This is a genomic window from Blastococcus sp. SYSU DS0616, assembly GCF_054051015.1.
This window is the reverse complement of record NZ_JBJHAJ010000013.1, coordinates 1-19084: the sequence shown is the minus strand read 5'-3', so window position 1 is coordinate 19084 and position 19084 is coordinate 1. Positions and strand designations below refer to the sequence as shown.

21 protein-coding genes are annotated in these 19084 nt (G+C 72.2%); 14 read left to right on the top strand and 7 right to left on the bottom strand.

Annotated features, from left to right (window positions below; all coding sequences use genetic code 11):
- Nucleotides 1-3 precede the first annotated feature (3 nt).
- Both trpD and ACI79K_RS11500 read right to left on the bottom strand, forming a co-directional pair.
- Nucleotides 4-1062 (bottom strand): anthranilate phosphoribosyltransferase, encoded by a 1059-nt coding sequence (trpD, locus tag ACI79K_RS11505; RefSeq protein WP_456589541.1) that lies wholly within the window; start codon nt 1060-1062, stop codon nt 4-6.
- Complete coding sequence (locus tag ACI79K_RS11500; protein WP_456589542.1) at nt 1059-1487, bottom strand: hypothetical protein; 429 nt, start codon at nt 1485-1487, stop codon at nt 1059-1061. The genes trpD and ACI79K_RS11500 overlap by 4 nt, the downstream gene beginning before the upstream one ends.
- Before the next feature lie 132 nt (nt 1488-1619).
- On the opposite strand from ACI79K_RS11500, the gene ctaE reads away from it, so the two are divergent.
- The 4 genes from ctaE to qcrB are packed head-to-tail and all read left to right on the top strand — an operon-like array spanning nt 1620 to nt 5884.
- Nucleotides 1620-2237 (top strand): aa3-type cytochrome oxidase subunit III, encoded by a 618-nt coding sequence (ctaE, locus tag ACI79K_RS11495; RefSeq protein ID WP_456597193.1) that lies wholly within the window; start codon nt 1620-1622, stop codon nt 2235-2237.
- A 7-nt stretch (nt 2238-2244) separates the two neighbouring features.
- Complete coding sequence (qcrC, locus tag ACI79K_RS11490; protein WP_456589544.1) at nt 2245-3090, top strand: cytochrome bc1 complex diheme cytochrome c subunit; 846 nt, start codon at nt 2245-2247, stop codon at nt 3088-3090.
- Nucleotides 3087-4199 carry a cytochrome bc1 complex Rieske iron-sulfur subunit gene (qcrA, locus tag ACI79K_RS11485; protein WP_456589545.1) on the top strand — a complete coding sequence of 371 codons (1113 nt, stop codon included), beginning with the start codon at nt 3087-3089 and terminating at the stop codon, nt 4197-4199. Before qcrC ends, qcrA begins: the two co-directional genes overlap by 4 nt.
- Complete coding sequence (qcrB, locus tag ACI79K_RS11480; protein WP_456599751.1) at nt 4199-5884, top strand: cytochrome bc1 complex cytochrome b subunit; 1686 nt, start codon at nt 4199-4201, stop codon at nt 5882-5884. Before qcrA ends, qcrB begins: the two co-directional genes overlap by 1 nt.
- A 761-nt stretch (nt 5885-6645) precedes the next feature.
- Here the strand turns inward: qcrB and ACI79K_RS11475 are convergent.
- Nucleotides 6646-7050, bottom strand: a complete 405-nt coding sequence (locus ACI79K_RS11475) for a cytochrome c oxidase subunit 4 (protein WP_456599750.1) — start codon at nt 7048-7050, stop codon at nt 6646-6648.
- 51 nt (nt 7051-7101) lie between these two features.
- Nucleotides 7102-8001 carry an aa3-type cytochrome oxidase subunit II gene (gene ctaC, locus ACI79K_RS11470; protein ID WP_456599749.1) on the bottom strand — a complete coding sequence of 300 codons (900 nt, stop codon included), beginning with the start codon at nt 7999-8001 and terminating at the stop codon, nt 7102-7104.
- 318 nt (nt 8002-8319) lie between these two features.
- Here ctaC and ACI79K_RS11465 point away from each other — a divergent pair, with 318 nt between their 5' ends.
- The 3 genes from ACI79K_RS11465 to asnB are packed head-to-tail and all read left to right on the top strand — an operon-like array spanning nt 8320 to nt 11003.
- The gene (locus ACI79K_RS11465; RefSeq protein WP_456597188.1) at nt 8320-8685 is read left to right on the top strand and encodes a metalloprotease; all 366 of its coding nucleotides are present in this window, start codon (nt 8320-8322) and stop codon (nt 8683-8685) included.
- Nucleotides 8675-9031, top strand: a complete 357-nt coding sequence (locus tag ACI79K_RS11460) for a DUF3817 domain-containing protein (protein WP_456599748.1) — start codon at nt 8675-8677, stop codon at nt 9029-9031. The genes ACI79K_RS11465 and ACI79K_RS11460 overlap by 11 nt, the downstream gene beginning before the upstream one ends.
- A 40-nt stretch (nt 9032-9071) precedes the next feature.
- The gene (gene asnB / locus ACI79K_RS11455; RefSeq protein WP_456599747.1) at nt 9072-11003 is read left to right on the top strand and encodes an asparagine synthase (glutamine-hydrolyzing); all 1932 of its coding nucleotides are present in this window, start codon (nt 9072-9074) and stop codon (nt 11001-11003) included.
- A gap of 208 nt (nt 11004-11211) precedes the next feature.
- On the opposite strand, the gene ACI79K_RS11450 is transcribed toward asnB, so the two are convergent.
- Entirely contained in the window at nt 11212-11559 is a 348-nt protein-coding gene (locus ACI79K_RS11450; protein ID WP_456589552.1) for a HesB/IscA family protein, read from the bottom strand.
- Between the two features lie 152 nt (nt 11560-11711).
- Between ACI79K_RS11450 and ACI79K_RS11445 the strand changes: the two genes are divergently transcribed.
- Complete coding sequence (locus tag ACI79K_RS11445) at nt 11712-12329, top strand: DUF3043 domain-containing protein (RefSeq protein ID WP_456589553.1); 618 nt, start codon at nt 11712-11714, stop codon at nt 12327-12329.
- A 97-nt stretch (nt 12330-12426) separates the two neighbouring features.
- Nucleotides 12427-13410: an aldo/keto reductase family protein gene (locus ACI79K_RS11440; protein ID WP_456599746.1), complete on the top strand. Its 984-nt coding sequence runs from the start codon at nt 12427-12429 to the stop codon at nt 13408-13410.
- A gap of 39 nt (nt 13411-13449) precedes the next feature.
- On the opposite strand, the gene ACI79K_RS11435 is transcribed toward ACI79K_RS11440, so the two are convergent.
- The gene (locus tag ACI79K_RS11435) at nt 13450-13662 is read right to left on the bottom strand and encodes a hypothetical protein (protein WP_456589555.1); all 213 of its coding nucleotides are present in this window, start codon (nt 13660-13662) and stop codon (nt 13450-13452) included.
- A 123-nt stretch (nt 13663-13785) separates the two neighbouring features.
- Here ACI79K_RS11435 and ACI79K_RS11430 point away from each other — a divergent pair, with 123 nt between their 5' ends.
- The 4 genes from ACI79K_RS11430 to ACI79K_RS11415 all read left to right on the top strand — a co-directional run bounded on the left by ACI79K_RS11430 (nt 13786) and on the right by ACI79K_RS11415 (nt 16174).
- The gene (locus tag ACI79K_RS11430; protein WP_456589556.1) at nt 13786-14232 is read left to right on the top strand and encodes a phage holin family protein; all 447 of its coding nucleotides are present in this window, start codon (nt 13786-13788) and stop codon (nt 14230-14232) included.
- Nucleotides 14229-14678 carry a DUF3618 domain-containing protein gene (locus ACI79K_RS11425; protein ID WP_456589557.1) on the top strand — a complete coding sequence of 150 codons (450 nt, stop codon included), beginning with the start codon at nt 14229-14231 and terminating at the stop codon, nt 14676-14678. The genes ACI79K_RS11430 and ACI79K_RS11425 overlap by 4 nt, the downstream gene beginning before the upstream one ends.
- Nucleotides 14675-14947, top strand: coding sequence for a DUF4235 domain-containing protein (locus ACI79K_RS11420; RefSeq protein WP_456589558.1), 273 nt, complete (start codon nt 14675-14677; stop codon nt 14945-14947). The genes ACI79K_RS11425 and ACI79K_RS11420 overlap by 4 nt, the downstream gene beginning before the upstream one ends.
- 87 nt (nt 14948-15034) lie before the next feature.
- A complete protein-coding gene (locus ACI79K_RS11415) occupies nt 15035-16174 on the top strand; it encodes a YihY/virulence factor BrkB family protein (protein ID WP_456589559.1) in 1140 nt (379 codons plus the stop codon).
- Between the two features lie 13 nt (nt 16175-16187).
- Here the strand turns inward: ACI79K_RS11415 and gcvT are convergent, their stop codons facing one another.
- Nucleotides 16188-17306, bottom strand: a complete 1119-nt coding sequence (gene gcvT / locus ACI79K_RS11410) for a glycine cleavage system aminomethyltransferase GcvT (RefSeq protein WP_456599745.1) — start codon at nt 17304-17306, stop codon at nt 16188-16190.
- A 207-nt stretch (nt 17307-17513) separates the two neighbouring features.
- On the opposite strand from gcvT, the gene ACI79K_RS11405 reads away from it, so the two are divergent.
- On the top strand, nt 17514-19025 hold the full coding sequence (locus tag ACI79K_RS11405) for a leucyl aminopeptidase (RefSeq protein ID WP_456589561.1): 1512 nt from the start codon (nt 17514-17516) through the stop codon (nt 19023-19025).
- Nucleotides 19026-19084 lie beyond the last annotated feature (59 nt).

Sequence of the window (19084 nt, the reverse complement as noted above, 5' to 3'; positions counted from 1 at the left end):
CGCTCAGCGGCCGGGCGGGGCGACCTCCCGGCTGACGGCGATCCAGCGGTCCAGCAGCGCCGCCGCCCGACCGTCGTCGATCGCTGCGGCGGCCCGCTCCATCCCCGCGGCCAGGGCGTCGTGCAAACGCGCGGGCCGTTCGTCGAACGCCACCAGCGCCGCGGCGGCATTGAGCAGCACGGCGTCGCGCACCGCTCCGCGGTCGCCGTCCACGAGCCGCCGGAACACCTCGGCGTTGTCCCGGGCATCCCCGCCGCGCAGCGCGTCCGGGGCGGGCGCCTCGATGCCCAGCGCAGCCGGGTCCACCCGCTCGGCCGACACGGCGCCGTCCCGGACCGTCCACACCGCCGACGTCGCCGCGGTGGTCAGCTCGTCGAGTCCGTCGTCGCCCCGGAACACCAGCGCCCGCGTCCCCCGGGCGGCGAGCACCTCGGCGAGGACGGGGGCCATGCGCGCGTTGGCGCAACCGATCGCAGCCGCCACCGGGCGCGCCGGGTTGGTCAGCGGCCCGAGGAAGTTGAAGACGGTGCCGATGCCCATCTCCCGCCTCGGGGCGGCGGCGTGCCGCATGCCGGGGTGGAAGACCGGTGCGAAGAAGAACCCGATGCCGGCCTCCCGCACGCACGTGGCCACGGCGTCGGCGGGCAGATCGATGACCACCCCGAGCGCCTCCAGCACGTCGGCGGCGCCCGAGGAGGACGACGCCGCCCGGTTGCCGTGCTTGGCCACCGGCGCGCCGGCGGCGGCCGTCACGACCGCGGCCATCGTGGAGATGTTCACCGTGTGCGCGCCGTCGCCACCGGTGCCGACGATGTCGACGCAGTCCATCGGCAGCTGCACCGGCGTCGCCTGCGCCAGCATCTCGGCGGCCAGCCCCGCGACCTCCTGCGGCGCCTCGCCCTTGGCCCGGAGCGCCACGGTGAAGCCGGCCACCTGGGCCGGCGTCGCCTCGCCGGTCATGACCTCGCGCATCGCCCAACGGGTGTCTTCGGCGGTGAGGTCCTGACCGGCGAGCAGGCGGTTCAGCAGCCCCGGCCACGTGGGGGCGGACGAGGACGTCACCGGCGGGCCACGGACCGTCCCGCGCGAGCGCGCAGGAGGTCGGCCACCACCCCGGGCGCCACCAGCGGGTCGACCGGCAGGGCCAGCGTCGCCTCTGCGCGCGACCAGTGCGCTAGCCAGCGGTCGGGCTGCCGGGCGACGAGCAGGCAGACGGCCGGCCGGTCGGCGACCTCCATCTCCAGCTGCCGGGCGAGGGCCATGCCCCCGGCGGGCTGGGCCTCGCCGTCGAGGATGCACAGGTCGATCCCTCCGGCGTCGACCGCGGCGACCACCTCGTCGCCGGTCACGCACTCCAGCCAGGTCAGCGGACCCACGTCAGCGGCGGGCCGCCGGCCGACCGCTGCGCGGACCGCGTCGCGCACCTCCGGACGGTGGCTGTAGACGAGCACGGTGGCCGGGGCGGCGGGCTTCTCGGCAGCACTCACGCCGCCGAGCCTAGTGCCCGGAGACGTCTGCGCAGGCCCGGCCGGTGAGTCGGTATCGAGCTGGTCACATTGGCGCCACGCCGTCACCACCCGCAGTCGTGACGGGGTCCTGCCGATGCCATGATGACCCCCGTGACAACGGCCCCCGTCGCGAGCAGCACCTTCGACACCTCGCGGGTGCACTCCCTGACCCGACCGAACATGGTCAGCGTCGGCACGATCATCTGGCTCGCCAGCGAGCTGATGTTCTTCGCCGGCCTGTTCGCCATGTACTTCACCGCCCGAGCACGGGCCGGCGCCGAGAGCGGCTGGCCGCCCGAGCCCACGGAGCTCAACGTCCCGTACGCGCTCGTGATCACGCTGATCCTGGTCAGCTCGTCGGTCACCTGCCAGTTCGGTGTGTTCGCGGCCGAGGAGGGCAACGTCTACGGGCTGCGCCGGTGGTTCACGATCACCTTCGCCCTGGGGCTCGTCTTCGTGCTCGGGCAGGCGTACGAGTACTACGAGCTGGTGCACCACGGCACGACGATCTCGTCGTCCACCTACGGCTCGGTCTTCTACCTCACGACCGGCTTCCACGGCCTGCACGTCATCGGCGGACTGATCGCCTTCGTGTTCGTCCTCATCCGGTCCACCATGGGCCGTTTCACGCCCGCCCAGGCGACCTCCGCCATCGTGGTCTCGTACTACTGGCACTTCGTCGACGTGGTGTGGATCGCCTTGTTCGCCACGATCTACTTCATCCGATAGGGAACCGGTGTCCACCACGAACCCTCACCCCGACGCCCCGCTCGCCGACGCCGCGAGCCCGGACCAGCGGGCCCGCGCGCGACGGAGGTCCAAGCACCGCCGTCGTCTCGCCAACGTCGCCGGCCTGATGGCCTCGCTGATCCTCACCGGGGCGCTGTACTCGGTGTTCGCGCCGGCGCAGGCCGCTCCGGCCGGCACGCAGACCGAGTCGGCGGCCGAGGCGGCCGGGCGCGAGCTGTACGAGCGCAGCTGCATCTCCTGCCACGGCTCGAACCTCGAAGGCGTGCCCAACCGCGGCCCGTCGCTGATCGGCGTCGGTGAGGCCTCGGTCTACTTCCAGGTGCACACCGGGCGCATGCCGCTGGTGCGCCAGGAGGCCCAGGCGCCGGACAAGCCCGTGGTGTTCTCCGACGAGGAGATCGACCAGCTGATGGCCTACGTGCAGGCCAACGGCGGCGGGCCGACGCTGCCCTCCGGAGACCTGCGCAACGGGGACCTCGCCATGGGCGGTGAGCTGTTCCGGCTCAACTGCGCGTCCTGCCACAACTTCGTCGGCGAGGGCGGCGCCCTCTCCTCGGGGAAGTACGCCCCGAGCCTGCACGACGCGACCGACCTGGAGATCTACACGGCGATGCTGACCGGCCCGGAGAACATGCCGGTGTTCGGGGACAACCAGCTGTCGCCGGAGGAGAAGCGCTCGATCATCGCCTACGTCCAGACCATCACGAACATGGCCGACCCGGGCGGCGCGGGCGTCGGCCGGCTGGGGCCGGCCGCCGAGGGCGTGGTCATCTGGGTCGTCGGCGTCAGTGCCCTGATGTTGGGCATCTTCTGGATGGGGAGCAAGGCGTGAGCACGCGCGACACCCGCCCCGGCTCGGCCGGCGGCGCGGACACCGAAGGGCCGCTGCACGGCGGCCCGGACGACGACTACACCCCCGAGCAGCTCGCGGCGATGAGCCGTGAGGAGCTCGACCTGCTCGGCGCGCGGTACGACGGCGTGGAGATCCTCCACGTCGACCCGGGCCCGGAACCGGGGTCCGCCATGGAGCGGCGGGCGGTGCGCCAGGTCGGCTGGACGTTCGCACTCGCCGGGGTCTTCGCCTTCCTGTTCCTCGTGGTGTACGTCGGCTCCGGCTGGTTCCTCCCCGAGTGGTCCTGGGCCGAGGAGGGGAGCACCTGGAGTGCCCTGTTCACCCCGCTCCTGGGCCTGTGCATGGGGCTGTCCCTGACGCTGGTGGGCGTGGGCCTGGTCCTCTACACCAAGAAGCTGCTCCCCCACGAGACCGCCGTCCAGGACAAGCACGACGGCTCGCACTTCGATCGGGTCACGACCGGCGCCACGCTGGTCGGCGGGTACCACAACAGCGGGCTTCCCCGGCGCAAGCTGATCACCCGGTCGCTCGGCTTCATGGGCGCCGGCGTCGGCGTCATGCTGCTGGCGCCGCTCGGCGGGCTGATCAACAACCCGAGCACCGGGAACGTGCTCGGGCGCACCGCGTGGGCCGAGGGCGTCCGCCTGGTCCGTTACGACGGCAGTCCGGTCCGGCCCGGCGACCAGGAACCCGGCTCGCTGGAGACGGTCTTCCCGGCCGTCCCCGGCGGCAACCGGCAGACCGATGCGCCCACCATGCTCATCCGGCTGCGCCCCGAGCAGATCCAGTCGCTGCGCCCGCGCGAGGGGCACGCCGACTACGGCTACGGCGACTACGTCGCCTACTCCAAGATCTGCACGCACGCCGGCTGCCCGGTGTCGCTCTACGAGCAGGAGACCAGCCGCATCCTGTGCCCCTGCCACCAGTCGATGTTCGACGTGACGCAGGGCGCCAAGCCGGTCTTCGGCCCGGCCACCCGCTCACTGCCGCAACTGCCCATCACCGTGGACGACGAAGGATTCTTCGTCGCCCGCAGTGACTACCCTGAGGCCGTCGGCCCCACGTACTGGAACCGGGAGCGCATCTGATGGCAGCTCGCACCGCCACGGCGCCGGGGGCCCCGACGACGCGGCTCGGCAAGGCCGCGCTCGAGTTCGACGACCGCATGATCGTCGCCGGACCCGTCCGGCGGACCCTCAACAAGGTCTTCCCCGACCACTGGTCCTTCCTCCTCGGCGAGATCGCGCTCTACTGCTTCATCATCCTGCTGCTGTCGGGCACGTACCTGACCTTCTTCTTCCAGGCCTCGATGACCGAGGTCACCTACGACGGGTCCTACGACCCGCTGCGTGGGCTCGACATGTCGATCGCCTACGCGTCCGCCCTCGACCTGTCCTTCGACGTCCGCGGCGGCCTGTTCATGCGCCAGCTGCACCACTGGGCCGCACTGCTGTTCGTGGCGGCGATCGTGGTGCACCTGCTGCGCATCTTCTTCACCGGCGCCTTCCGCCGCCCGCGGGAGAGCAACTGGCTCATCGGCGTCGTGATCCTGATCCTGGCGCTGCTCGAGGGCTTCTCGGGCTACTCCCTGCCCGACGACCTGCTCTCCGGCACCGGTCTGCGGATCATGTCGGCGATCATCCTGGCCATCCCGGTCGTGGGCACCTGGGTGCACTGGGCGGTCTTCGGCGGGGACTACATCGGTGAGCTGATCATCGGCCGGCTCTACATCGCGCACGTCCTGCTGATCCCGGCGATCCTGCTGGCGCTCATCGCCGTGCACCTGCTGGTCCTCGTCAAGCAGAAGCACACGCAGTTCCCCGGACCGGGGCGAACCGAGCACAACGTCGTGGGCAACCGCCTCTTCCCCACCTTCGCGGGCAAGGCGACCGGCCTGCTGTTCGTGGTGTTCGGGGTCTGCGCGGCCCTCGGTGGCCTGGCCCAGATCAACCCGATCTGGCTGTGGGGCCCGTACAACCCGGCGCAGGTCTCGGCCGCGTCGCAGCCCGACTGGTACATCATGTGGCTGGACGGCTCCAGCCGACTGTTCCCCGCATGGGACCTGAACCTGCCGGGTGACTACACGATCCCGGCGCTGTTCTGGCCGACGGCGGTTCTGCCCGGCATCATCTTCATGCTGCTGCTCTTCTACCCGATGATCGAGCGCAAGCTGACGGGTGACACCGCATCGCACCACCTGCTCCAGCGGCCCCGCGACGTGCCCGTGCGGACGTCGCTGGGCATGATGTCGATCGCGTTCTACGTGATCCTTCTGCTCTCGGGCGGGAACGACGTCATCGCCGACAAGTTCAACATCAGCCTCAACGCGATGACGTGGGCGGGCCGGATCGGCCTGGTCCTCCTGCCGCCGATCGTCTACGTGATCACCTACCGCATCTGCCTGGGTCTGCAGCAGCACGACCGCGAGGTGCTCGAGCACGGCATCGAGACCGGTGTCATCCGGCGACTGCCGCACGGCGAGTTCATCGAGGTGCACCAGCCGATCGGCCCGGTGGATGACCACGGCCACGGGCAGCTCGCCTACGGCGGTGCTCCGGTACCGAAGAAGATGAACCAGGTCGGTGCGGCACGGCGCGCGGTCCGCGGTTTCTTCTCCCCCGTGGAGGAGCCGACGACGGTCGAGATCGAGCAGCGCGGCGAGGGCCGCGGGCTCTCGGCCAGCGAGTCGGACCGGGAGCTGACGACCTCGGGACGCCCGTCCGAGGGTGGGCGCCCGTCCGACGGCGGCCGCCCGCAGGACCCGCGCGACTGATCAGCGTCTGACAGTAGGGCCCCGGTGGAATCTCCACCGGGGCCCTTCTGCATCTGCTGACCGGGAGGGGCGCGACCTGGCAGCCGACTGCCGACCCGCAGCCGGCGCGGGGACGACCACCCGAGGTCACCCGCGCCCGACGATCGCCCCGTGCCACTCCCCGGGCCACTCCTCGGGCGCCGGCACCGGCCCTGCGTGGCCTCGGGCTTCCCAGCACTCCCCCGCAGCCCGTCAGCGACCAACCGGGCGCTCCGGGTACTCCGCTGCCGGACGGGTGCAGCGGACCGGGCCAGGCCCCGCCACGCCCTGTCGACGCGTCGGCGTCCGGCGGTGCCTCGGCCGATCACCGCCCGGCTGGCAGGCGGCCGGGCGCACCGCTAGCGGCAGCCAGGCCCCAGCACGCCCACGGCCGCCAGCTGGCACGGCCCCGGCCGAGAGGGTGCGGGCCGACGAGCCGGATCGGGGGGCCCTGCGACGCGTCCGCCGCTCCGAGGGGCCACCGCACGGAGGTGCTGGGACCTCGCGAACACACCACACCCGCTGCCCCCCCCCCCCCGGCTCGGCAACCCTCGACGGCCCCGGTACCCGGCGGCCGGGGCGCAGGTGATCCCCGGGCAGGCGTCCGTGGCGGCCGCTCCAGCCGTCCAGCTGGCCGAACGGCACCGGGGAACCACTGTGCGCCGTCCGCACCGCACCCCTGGACGACGAAGGCCCCCTCCACCCGCTGCGGGTGGAGGGGGCCTTGGTGGTGGGGAGAGGTCTCAGCTCTGCTGCGCGTTCTGACCCACGTAGTACTCGAACAACAGGCCGCCGACGGCGAGCAGCAGCGCGATGGTGGCCAGCAGGATCAGCCAGATGTACCAGAACGCGATGCCCAGACCCATCAGGCCGGCGCACAGCGCCAGCGTGAAGGGCCAGTAGCTGGCGGGGCTGAAGAAGCCCAGCTCACCGGCGCCGTCGGCGATCTCGGCGTCCTTGCGGTCCTCGGGACGGGCGTCGATCCGGCGGGAGACGAACCAGAAGAAGCCACCGATGAGCAGCGTGAGCCCACCCGAGAGCGCGAGCGCCGTGGTGCCGATGGGCTCACGCGCCCAGAAGCCGTAGACGACCGCGGTGACGAAGCAGAACACCGCGAGCAGATTGAAGATCAGTGCCTCGACCTTCACGGCCGCGCCTCCTCGTACGTGTGTGGGGTCCGGTTACCGGATGCGAGGACCTCAGCCACCGGTCTGCAGCTGTTCCTCGGTCTTGTCCAGCACCAGGTCCAGCGGAGTCGTGGTGCCGGCCACGCCGGACTGGCCGATCTCCTCGAGCGCCTCGTAGGTGCCCAGGCCGGACTCGCGGGCGGCCAGGTAGGCGTCGTAGTCGTCGCCGGAGACCGCGCGGACCTCGAAGTTCATGTAGGCGTGGTAGGTGCCGCACAGCTCGGCGCAGCGGCCGACGTAGGCGCCCTCCTCGCGGACGGTCACCTCGAAGACGTTGTCCCGGCCGTTCTCGTTGCCCGGGATCACGTCGAGCTTGAAGAGGAACTCCGGCACCCAGAAGGAGTGGATGACGTCGGCGGAGGCCAGCTCGAACCGGACGGTGCGGTCGGTCGGCACGACGAGGATGGGGATCTCCGTGCTCGTGCCCACCGTGTCGACCGGCTCGCCGTCGGGGCCCGCCGTCTCGGGGTAGACGAACTGCCAGTTCCACTTGAAGGCGTTGACGGCGATGACCTCGTCGGGGTCCTCGCTGCGCTCCATCACCCGGTTCTGCGTGGTGATGGTGAAGAAGAAGAGGCCGGCGATGACGAGGAAGGGGAAGATCGTGTAGACGATCTCCAGCGGCAGGTTGTACGCCGTCTGGCGCGGCAGCTCGTCGCTGTTCTTGCGGTAGCGGATCACCGTGTAGGCGATGAGCGCCCACACGATCAGCCCGATGATCAGGGCGACCCAGGTGGACCCGATCCACAGCTCCCGCATCGCCTCGGCTTCGTCGGTGACGCCCTCCGGCCAGCCCCACCGGATGAAGTTGCGTTCCCACCATGCGCTGTCGCCGAGCTCGCATCCGGTGAGGGTCAGCACCCCCAGGAGACCGAGCGCGGCCAGCCGCGCGAGCCTGCTGCCTCGAGCCACTGCTCGCTGCCTCCTCGTCCTCCGCCCGACGTCCGGGCGGTCTCTCCAGCGGGTCCTCCACCGGTCCTCGGCAGAGTGCAACCACGCCGGACTCAGTGTGGGCCGAGACTAGCCGACCCGCCTCAGCGGCCGACCACCGGAGACGGTCCGGCGGGTCGCGGGCCCGCTCCCCGCTGGGCGCGCGGCACCCCCGGCCGCCACAGCGGCCCGTCCGCGGCTTCACCCCCCCCGGCCGCCGCCCATCAGCCGCCCTCGCCCGGCGGGACGCGCCGGTGCGGGCGGACCGGCCGCGCCTGGGTGGCGGTTAGAGTCGGTGCCGTGTTCTCCCGGCTGCTGACCCCGAAATGGGTGCTCCTGCACCTGCTCGTGGTCGCCCTGTTCGTCGCCACCTTCTTCCTCGGCTACTGGCAGCTCTCCAAGGCCGAGGCCGGCGGCGGCGCCGTCAACTGGAGCTACGCCCTCCAGTGGCCGCTGTACGGCTTCATGGGGCTGTGGTTCTACGTGCGGATGGTGCGTATCGAGCTCCACCGCGATCCGGACGACGACCAACCGGGCAACGCGGTCGTGCTCTACCAGCGCCCGCGCATCGACACCAGCGGTGACCCCGAGCTCGCCGCCTACAACGCCTACCTCGCCGAGCTCAACGAGCGGGCCCTCGGACAACGGAGCAGCAATGGCCGCTGAACGGACCGCCACGCCGACCGGGCGGGGGGACGACCGCAGCATCGGAGCGGCGCTGCAGCGCTACCGGGCCATGGCCTGGGTGGTGGGCGTGCTGCTCATCCTGCTGATCTTCGTGGCGGTGCCGCTCAACCACCTCGCCCGCATCCCGGAGCCGTCGGCGGTGCTCGGCACTGCGCACGGTTTCCTGTACGGGCTCTTCTTCCTGGCCACCGTCGACCTGGCGATCCGTGCCCGCTGGACGTTCAAGGGCACCGTGCTCACGCTGGTCGCCGGCACCGTGCCGGTGCTGTCGTTCTTCGCCGAGCGGAAGGCGACCGCGAAGACCCGCGCCGGCGAGCGCGTCTGACCTGGCCACCCCTCCCCCGACCCCCGGAGTCCCGCGCCCCATGTGTGGCCTGCTCGCCTACTTCTCCACCGACGCCCCCCGCGTGACCGACGACGTCGTCGCCGACGTCCGTGGCGCCCTGCACTGTCTGCGCCACCGCGGCCCGGACGAGAACGAGGTCTGGCACGACGACCGCGTCGTCTACGGGTTCAACCGCCTGTCGTTCATCGACATCGAGCACAGCCACCAGCCGATGCCCTACGCCGACGGCCGGTACCGCATTGTCTTCAACGGCGAGATCTACAACTACCTCGAGCTGCGCGAGGAGCTGGCCGCGGCGGGCGCCACCTTCGCCACGGAGGGCGACACCGAGGCGATCGTGGCCGGGTTCCACCTCTGGGGACAGGACGTCGTCACCCGGCTGCGCGGGATGTTCTCGTTCGTGATCTGGGACAGCCAGACCCGCACCGTGTTCGGCGCGCGCGACCCCTTCGGCATCAAGCCGTTGTTCACCACCCGCCTCGCCGACGGGGCCATCGCCTTCTCCTCCGAGAAGAAGGCGCTGCTGGAGCTCCTCGGCGGCAGCGTCGCCGCCGGGGGTGTGGACGGTGCGTCCCTGCAGCACTACCTGACGCTGCAGTACGTCCCCGAGCCCGCGACCCTGCACCGGGGGATCCGGCGGATCGAGAGCGGCACCAGTTTCACCGTCGCCGACGGCGAGCTCACCACGCAGCGGTACTTCCACCCGGACTTCCCGCTCCGGCCGGTGGCGAAGGACGAGCAGCAGGCGCTGTACGACCGGATCGCCGAGGTCCTCGACGACTCCGTCCGCGTGCACATGCGGGCCGACGTCACCGTCGGCTCGTTCCTCTCCGGTGGCATCGACTCCACCGCGATCGCGGCGCTGGCCAAGCGCTACAACCCCGACTTGAGGACGTTCACCGTCGGCTTCGAGCGCGAGGGCTTCTCCGAGATCGACGTCGCCGCCGAGTCCGCGGCCGCGATCGGGGTGGAGCACATCACCACGGTCGTCACGGCGCAGGAGTTCGCCGAGTCGATCCCCCTGGTGGTCTGGTACCTCGACGACCCGGTCGCCGACCCGGCGCTCGTGCCGCTGTACTTCGTCGCCCGCGAGGCGCGCAAGCACGTCAAGGTGGTGCTCTCGGGCGAGGGGGCGGACGAGCTGTTCGGCGGCTACAACATCTACCGGGAGCCGCTGTCCCTGGCCGCCTTCGACCGGCTGCCGCGAGGTCTCCGCCGTGCCCTCGGCACGCTGTCGACGAAGCTGCCCGACGGGATGCGGGGCAAGGACCTGCTGCGGCGCGGCTCGATCCCGCTGGAGCAGCGCTACTACGGCAACGCGCGGATCTTCCGGGACGAGGAGCTGACCTTCCTCGAGAAGCGCGACCCGGACCTCTCGCACGTCGCGGTCACCCGGGAGCTGTACGAGCGCACCCGCACCGCCGGCTACGACGACGTCACCGCGATGCAGTACGTCGACCTCTTCACCTGGCTGCGCGGCGACATCCTGGTCAAGGCCGACAAGATGACCATGGCCAACTCGCTGGAGCTGCGCGTCCCGTTCCTCGACCCCGAGGTCTTCCGGGTGGCCTCGACCATCCCGGTGGACCAGCGGGTCACCAAGGAGACGACGAAGTACGCCCTGCGGCGTGCGCTGGAGCAGATCGTGCCGCCGCACGTGCTGCACCGCCGCAAGCTCGGCTTCCCGGTCCCCACCCGCCACTGGCTGGCCGAGGACCTGCACGACTGGGCCCGGCAGATCATCGAGGACAGCCAGACCGACGAGTGGCTGGACAAGCAGCAGGTCCTGGCCATGCTCACCGCCCACCGGCAGAACCAGCGCGCCGGCTCACCGGTCGACCACTCCCGCAAGCTGTGGACCCTGCTGGTCTTCATGGTCTGGCACGGCATCTTCGTCGAGGAGCGGATCACGCCCGAGATCCCGGAGACGGTCTACCCCGTCCGGCTCTGACACCGCGATCCTCGCCGATCGCACCGCGGCCACGTGCCGTCCCCCGACCACGTGGAGCCGTTTCGTCACTCCCGCGCGGACACTCCAGGCCTCCCCTCGTCATGACCGGTCCCCGCGAACACCACGAGGCCCGGTTCCCCAGAAGGGGAACCGGGCCTCGTACGGCCCCTCTGCGCCGCCGCGAGCGGCGGGGCAGAGGGGTCCTTCGTCAGTTGAAGGAGTCGCCGCACGCGCAGGAGCCCTGCGCGTTGGGGTTGTCGATGGTGAAGCCCTGCTTCTCGATGGTGTCGACGAAGTCGATGACCGCGCCGCCGAGGTAGGGACCGCTCATCCGGTCGACGATGACCTCGACGCCGTCGAAGTCGTAGGTCTGGTCACCGTCGAGGAACCGCTCGTCGAAGAAGAGCTGGTACCGCAGGCCGGAGCAGCCACCGGGCTGGACGGCGATGCGCAGCCGGAGGTCGTCGCGGCCCTCCTGGTCCAGCAGTGCCTTGACCTTGGCTGCCGCCGCGTCGCTGAGCACGACGCCGGTGGCCGTGGTGTCCTGCACCGTCATATTTCTGTCCTCTCCCTCCGGGGTGTCCGCGTAGGCGCGTCCTGCCGCGGACGAACGCCGTCGGAACGGCTCCGCTTCCCGTGCGCACCCACTGTACGGCTCCGAGCGCGACGTCCGGGGCTCCGTTGCTCACACACGTAGACTTCCGGGCCGTGAAGCTCCGCCTGCCCGGCCGCCGTGACCATGCCGAGACGACCACCGCCGCGCCCGGCGACGACGGCGAGCTGACCGGGCAGCTGGTGAAGGCCGGCGGCAAGGGCCGGCCGACGCCGAAGCGCAACGAGGCGCAGGGCCGGCGGCAGGGCCCTCCCCCGCCGCCGCCCACCACCCGCAAGGAGGCCTACAAGCGCATGCGGGAGCAGCAGGCGCTGCGCCGCGCAGAGGCCCGCCAGGGCATCGCCCGCGGTGAGACGGAGTACCTGCCCGCCCGCGACCGCGGCCCGGAGCGCAAGCTGGTGCGCGACCTCGTCGACAGCCGCCGCAACATCGGCAGCTTCTTCCTGGCCATCGCCGCCCTGGCCCTCATCGGCACCTTCGTGCCCAGCATGGCGGTGAAGAGCTACACGAGTTTCCTGCTGCTCGGTTTCTTCCTGCTGCTGATCATGGACTCGGTGGTGCTCGGGCGGAAGATCAAGCGCACCGTCCGCGAGCGGTTCCCCGACGGGGACCACAAGATGAAGGGCCTGGTCTGGTACGGCATCAGCCGGTCGACCATGATCCGCCGGTGGCGCTTCCCCAAGCCCGAGGTCCCGCTGGGCGCCGAGGTCTGAAAGAGGACCCCCTCCTCCCCACCCCTCGCACGCTCGGGGTGGCCCCTGGAGGGGGCCATCGGGCGGTGGTCGGGCGCGGCGCCTAACGTCGCGGTCCGTGGAATTCAGACGCCTCGGCCGCTCCGGCCTGACCATCTCCGAGATCGCGTACGGCAACTGGCTGACCCACGGCGGGCAGGTGGAGGAGGACGCCGCGCACGCCTGCGTCCGGGCCGCCCTGGACGCCGGGATCACGACGTTCGACACCGCCGACGTCTACGCCGGCACCCGCGCCGAGACCGTCCTCGGGACGGCGCTCGCCGGCCACCGCCGGGAGTCGATCGAGCTCTTCACCAAGGTCTACTGGCCCACCGGTCCCGGCCGCAACGACCGCGGGCTGGGTCGCAAGCACGTCATCGAGAGCTGCCACGCCTCGCTGCGGCGGCTGCAGACCGATTACGTCGACCTGTACCAGGCCCACCGCTACGACCCGACGGTGCCGCTCGAGGAGACGATGACCGCCTTCGCCGACCTGGTCCGGTCGGGCAAGGCCCTCTACATCGGCGTCTCCGAGTGGAACGCCGAGCAGATCGCGTCCGGCGCAGCGCTGGCCCGCGAACTCGGCATCCAGCTGATCAGCAACCAGCCGCAGTACTCGATGCTCTGGCGGGTCATCGAGGCCGAGGTGGTGCCGACGTCGGAGAAGGAAGGGCTCTCCCAGATCGTCTGGTCGCCGCTGGCGCAGGGCATCCTCACCGGCAAGTACCGGCCGGGCGAGCAGCCGCCGGCCGACAGCCGGGCCGGTCACGCCGAGGCCGGGCGGTCGATGCAGGGGTTCATGACCGACGACATCCTCGGCCGGGTGCAGCAGCTGCGGCCGATCGCCGAGGACCTCGGGCTGTCGATGGCCCAGCTGGCGCTGGCCTGGGTGCTGCAGAACGGCAACGTCGCCGCCGCCATCATCGGCGCGACGCGCCCGGAGCAGGTGCACGACAACGTCAAGGCCGCCGGCGTCCGCCTGGATGACGAGGTCATGGCCAGGATCGACGAGGTCCTCGGGGACGTCGTGGAACGGGACCCCGCCAAGACCGCCCGCGGCTGAGGAGGCCGCACCACCTGACCCTCCACCTCACGTGGAGGGTCAGGTGGCGGCGAGCCCCATCGGTCCGTAGACCTTCTCGTCGCCGTCGAAGAGGGTCACCGTGGCCACCCCGCGGTCGAGCAGCTCCCGCCAGTTCTCCCCCAGCCACGACTCCGCGTCGCCCTGGTTGTCGGCCGCCGGCACCTCCACCCCCACCGCCGCGGGGTCGAGAGGGGATCCAGCGGGGTCCTCGAGACGCCAGTGCCAGCTCATGCAGGCAGGTTAGTGGCGAGGGCCACGCCGGGCGCATCGTTCCCCGGCTGTGATCACGGCGCCGGTTACGGGCCCGCCGCCGGGGGCATGGACCTGCATCGACCCCGCCCACCCGGAGGACCGATGAGCACACCCCGCCCCGACCCCACGGCCGGCGCGACCCGCGCGGCCGTGGACGCCGAGCCCCAGAACGCATCCACCGGTGAGTTGATCGGCCGGCTGACCGAGCAGATCAGCCGCCTGGTCCGGGACGAGGCCCGCCTCGCCCAGGTGGAGATGACCCAGAAGGCGAAGAGACTGGGCGTCGGCGCCGGCCTCTTCGGGGCCGCCGGCCTCGTCGCCTTCTTCGGGCTGGCCGCCCTCATCACGACCGCCATCCTCGCCCTGGCGCTGATCATGCCCGCCTGGCTGGCCGCGCTGATCGTCACCCTGGTCCTCTTCGCCATCGCGGGCGTCCTCGCCCTCGTGGGCAAGAAGGACGTCCAGAAGGGATCCCCGCCGGTGCCCACGGAAGCCATCTCCAGCGTCCAGGCCGACATCACGACCGTGAAGGAGAGTGCACGCCGGTGAGCACGCCCAGCGGGTCGCGACCCGACGACGCACAGTCCAGCAACGGGCCGACGCAGCCCGACGAGATCCGGGCCGACATCGAGGCGACCCGCGAGCAGCTCGGCCGCACGGTCGACGAGCTCAGCCAGCGCCTCGACGTGCCCGCCCGCGCCAAGGAGGGCGCCGCCCGGGCCAAGGACACCGCCGTCGAGACCTACCGCGAGAGCCCCCCGGCGTTCGCCGGCGCCGGCGCGGCGCTCGCCGGTCTGGTGGGTCTAGTGCTGTGGCGTCGGCGGCGCGCGCGGCGACGGGCCAGCACCGAGGAGCTCCTGGTCGGTGCGCGCGTGGGCCGCAGGCGTGAGGCCAAGCGGGCGCGCCGGGAACTGGCCGCCCGGCGTGCCGCCGCGCGGAAGGCTGCCAAGCGGGCCGAGAAGCAGGCCCGTCGGGATGCGAGGAGGAAGCGTTGAGCAAGGGAGCCAAGCTCGCCTACCGGCCGATCGGCCTGGCGGCGGGTATCGCGGCCGGTGCCGTGTCGGGTGCGGTCTTCAAGCAGGTGTGGAAGCGCATCAGCGGCGAGGACGACGCACCGGACGCGCTGCAGGGCGAGTACCCGATGTGGGAGATCGTCGTCTCGGCCGCGCTCCAGGGCGCGATCTTCGCGGCCACCAAGGCGACCATCGACCGCCTGGGGGCGCAGGGCTTCACCAAGCTCACCGGGGCGTGGCCGGGCGACTGACCCGGCGCGGTGGCCGGGCACCGCACCCGGCCACCGCCGACCCCACCACCCCGCGGCCGGTCGCCGGCCCAGCACCAGGGAGAGCTCATGACCGGCACCCGGCCACGGGAGAGCGCCGTCGACCGGATCCGCCAGCGGGTCGAGGAGAAGGCGGCCCGACGCGCGGCAGCGGCGAGATCCGCAGCCGGCGGCACGCAGTCCGGAGACCCCGATCGGCTCCCGCCGGACGCGCCCGCGCCCGAGCAGCTGCCGGGCATCCGGGCCGCGAACCCGCTGCAGATCCCGGCCGGCGGCTGGAAGCAGGTGCTCAAGCGCGCCTGGGCGGAGAACAACGCCGACAACATGCCGATCATCGCCGGCGGGGTGGCGTTCTTCGGCTTCCTGTCGATCTTCCCGGCGCTCCTGGCGCTGATCTCCATCTACGGCCTGGTCGTCTCCCGCGAGCAGGCCGCCGCCCAGGTCCAGGAGTTGACCACCGGGCTCCCCGAGGACGCCCGTGCGCTCATCGAGGCCCAGGTCGCCAACATCACCGACGCCGGTGGCGCGCTCACCTGGGGCCTCGTCCTGTCGATCCTCGCCGCGCTCTGGACCGCCTCCGGCGGCGTGAACAACCTGGTCAAGGCGGTGAACATCGCCTACGACGAGGTCGAGACCCGCAACTTCCTGAAGCTCCGCGCGCTCTCGCTGGCCCTGACCCTCGGTGCGATCGTCTTCGTCGTCCTGACCATCGGCCTGGTCGCCGTCGTCCCGTTCGTGCTGGACGCGCTGCCGCTGGGCGGGGTCGCGAGCGTGCTCGCCCAGATCGCCCGTTGGGTCCTGCTGCTGCTCGTCGTCAGCGGATCGCTGGCCGTCCTCTACCGGGTCGCCCCCGACCGGGACGCGCCGCGGCTGCGGTGGGTGAGCCTCGGCTCGGTCGTCGTCACCCTGGTGTGGGCGGTGGTGAGCCTGGGCTTCAGCTTCTACGTCAACAACTTCGGCTCCTACAACGAGACCTACGGCGCGATCGCCGGCGTCATCGTCCTGATGCTGTGGCTGTACCTGACCTGCTACCTGGTCCTCCTCGGCGCGGAGATCAACTCCGAGGCCGAGCACCAGACCGGGATGGACACCACCGACGGCGAGCCGCTGCCGATGGGTGAGCGGGACGCCGTGAAGGCCGACACCCTGCCGGCCAAGGCGGAGCCGGAGAAGGGCGACAGCGACCCCACCCGCAAGAACGCGCCCTAGCGAGCGGTCCCGCTCAGCGCACGTGCGAGGGCACGAAGGGCGGGCGCACGACCTCGACGGCTTCCCGACGACCCCGGACGTCGACGGCGAGCCGGTCGCCCTCGACCACACCGGCGGCGGTGTCCAGCAGCGCCAGCCCGATGCCCGTCCGCAGCGTCGGCGAGAAGGTCCCACTGGTCACCTCGCCCACGCGGGCGTCGTCGGCGCCGAGCACCGCCATGCCCGGGCGCGGGATCCCGCGCCCGGTCGCCTTCAGGCCCCAGAGCAGCCGGGCCGGGCCCGCCTCCTTCTCGGCCAGCAGGGCCGCGCGCCCCCAGAATGCCGGCTTGCGCCAGCCGACGGCCCAGCCGGCGCGGGCCTGGACGGGGCTGATGTCGCGGGAGAGCTCGTGCCCGTGCAGCGGGTATCCCATCTCGGTCCGCAGCGTGTCCCGCGCACCGAGCCCGCACGGCCGGATGCCGAGGTCCTGCCCCGCCTCCAGCAGGGCGTCCCACATCTCCCCCGCCCGGTCGGCGCCGACGAGGAGCTCGTAGCCGTGCTCGCCGGTGTAGCCGGTGCGGCACACGGTCACCTCGGCGCCGGCCCCCCCGGTGCCCGTCACGAACGACATGTAGCCGATCTCGCCCGGGACGCCGAGCAGCTCCAGCACCTGCAGCGACCGCGGGCCCTGCACGGCCAGGACGGCGACCTCGGTGTGCCGGTCCGCCACCGCGACGCCCGCCGGAGCGATGTCGGCGAGCCGGCCGAGCACCTCGGCGGCGTTCGCCGCGTTGGGCACCAGCAGGACGTCGTCCGGCCCGTGCAGGTAGACGATCAGGTCGTCCACCACTCCCCCGGCGCCGGCCTCGCCGTCGGGCACGCAGCACATCGTGTACTGCGCCTGGCCAGGCCCGATGCGGGACAGGTCGTTGGTCAGGCAGGAGTCGACGAACGCGGCGGCGCCCGGCCCGCGGACCGTGCCGGTGCCCAGGTGGGAGACGTCGAACAGCCCCACGCCCTCCCGGACGGCGGCGTGCTCGGCGAGAACACCCCCGCCGGCGTACTCGATCGGCATCGACCAGCCGCTGAAGTCGGCGAGCTTGGCTCCGGCGGCGACGTGCCGGTCGTGGAGGGGCGAGGTCAGCGGGGTCACGGGAGGGACGCTAGCGCGGCCCCGCATGGTGGCGTGCTGGAACGGCCCCGTCGCAGGAACCCGGCGCGAGCCCGGCGACGTGCTGGAACGGCCCCGTCGCAGGAACCCGGCGCGAGCCCGGCGACGTGCTGGAACGGCCCCGTCGCAGGAACCCGGCGCGGGCGGAGCGAGTGCTGGGGGGCGACGGGGTCCTTCTAGGATCGATGGGTGCCGCCGACGATCTCCGCCACCGACCACCCGCTCGAGAAGCTGACCGGCGACGCCGTCGTCGTCGCCGTCGGCAAGGGGCCCGACGGGCCGCTCCCGACACCCGGCGCGGAGGCGCTCGACCGCCTGCTCGGCGGCCGCCTGCTCCCCGCGCTGACCGACCTGGGCGCCCGCGGCGCCGAGGACGAGGTGACCCGCCTGCCCTCGTTCGGCCAGGGGCCCTTCCCGGTCGTCGCCGTCGTGGGCCTGGGCGCGCCCGAGCCGTCCGGCGGCTACCGCGCCGAGGCCGTGCGCCGGGCCGCCGGTGCGGCCAGCCGCGCGCTGCGCGGCCGGCGCTCGGTGGTGAGCCTCCTGGCCGCCGTGGGCGGGACGCCCGACGCCGAGCGGCTGCACGCCGTCGGCGAGGGGTCCCTGCTGGGTGCGTACGAGTTCACCGCCTACAAGTCGCAGCTGCCCGCCGACCGCCCGGCCCCGCCGAGCGAGTTCACCATCGTCGTGCCCGGCGCCGGTGCCGCCGAGGCGGCCCTGCGCCGCGTCCGCGCCGTCGCCGACGCCGTCGCCCTCGTGCGCGACCTGGTGAACACCCCGCCGAACGACCTGTACCCGGCCGAGCTGGCCGCCCGCGGTGCCGCCGCCGGCGAGAAGCTCGGGCTCACGGCGGAGATCCTCGACGAGGACGCACTGGCGGCCGGCGGGTACGGCGGCATCCTCGCCGTCGGGGGCGGGTCCACCCGCAAGCCGCGCCTGCTGCGCCTGGCCTACGCCGGCGCGGGCGCGCGCAAGAAGGTCGCGCTGGTGGGCAAGGGCATCACCTTCGACAGCGGCGGCATCTCGATCAAGCCCGCCGCGAAGATGGAGGACATGAAGAGCGACATGGCCGGCGCCGCGGCCGTGATCGCCACCGTGTGCCTCGTGGCACAGCTGGGGCTGCCGGTCGAGGTCGTCGCGACCGTGCCGATGGCGGAGAACCTGCCCAGCGGCACGGCCTACCGCCCGGCCGACGTGATCACCTTCCGCAACGGCAAGAAGGCCGAGATCACCAACACCGACGCCGAGGGGCGGGTCGTGCTGGCCGACGCGATCGCCCGCGCGGCCGAGGACTCCCCCGACGTCCTGCTGGAGACCTCCACCCTCACCGGCGCGCAGATGGTTGCCCTCGGCGCCCGCACCTCGGGCGTGATGGGCAGCGACGACCTGCGCGACGCGGTCATCGCCGCGGCGGACCGCAGCGGCGAGTCGATGTGGCCGATGCCGCTGCCGCCGGAGCTCCGGAAGGGGATCGACTCGACGGTCGCGGACTTCGTCAACGCCAACACCGACCGCATGGGCGGGATGCTCGTCGGCGGGCACTTCCTCGCCGAGTTCGTGCCGGCCGGGCTGCCGTGGGCGCACATCGACATCGCCGGCCCGAGCTACAACACCTCGGCGCCCTGGGGTTACACGCCGAAGGGCGGGACCGGCGTCCCGGTCCGCACCCTGCTCGCCACCATCGAGGCCCTCATCGCCGACTGACCTCTGATGATCAGGTGACCTGATCAAACGGGGTCCTGGCTCACCGTCGACGGTGAGCC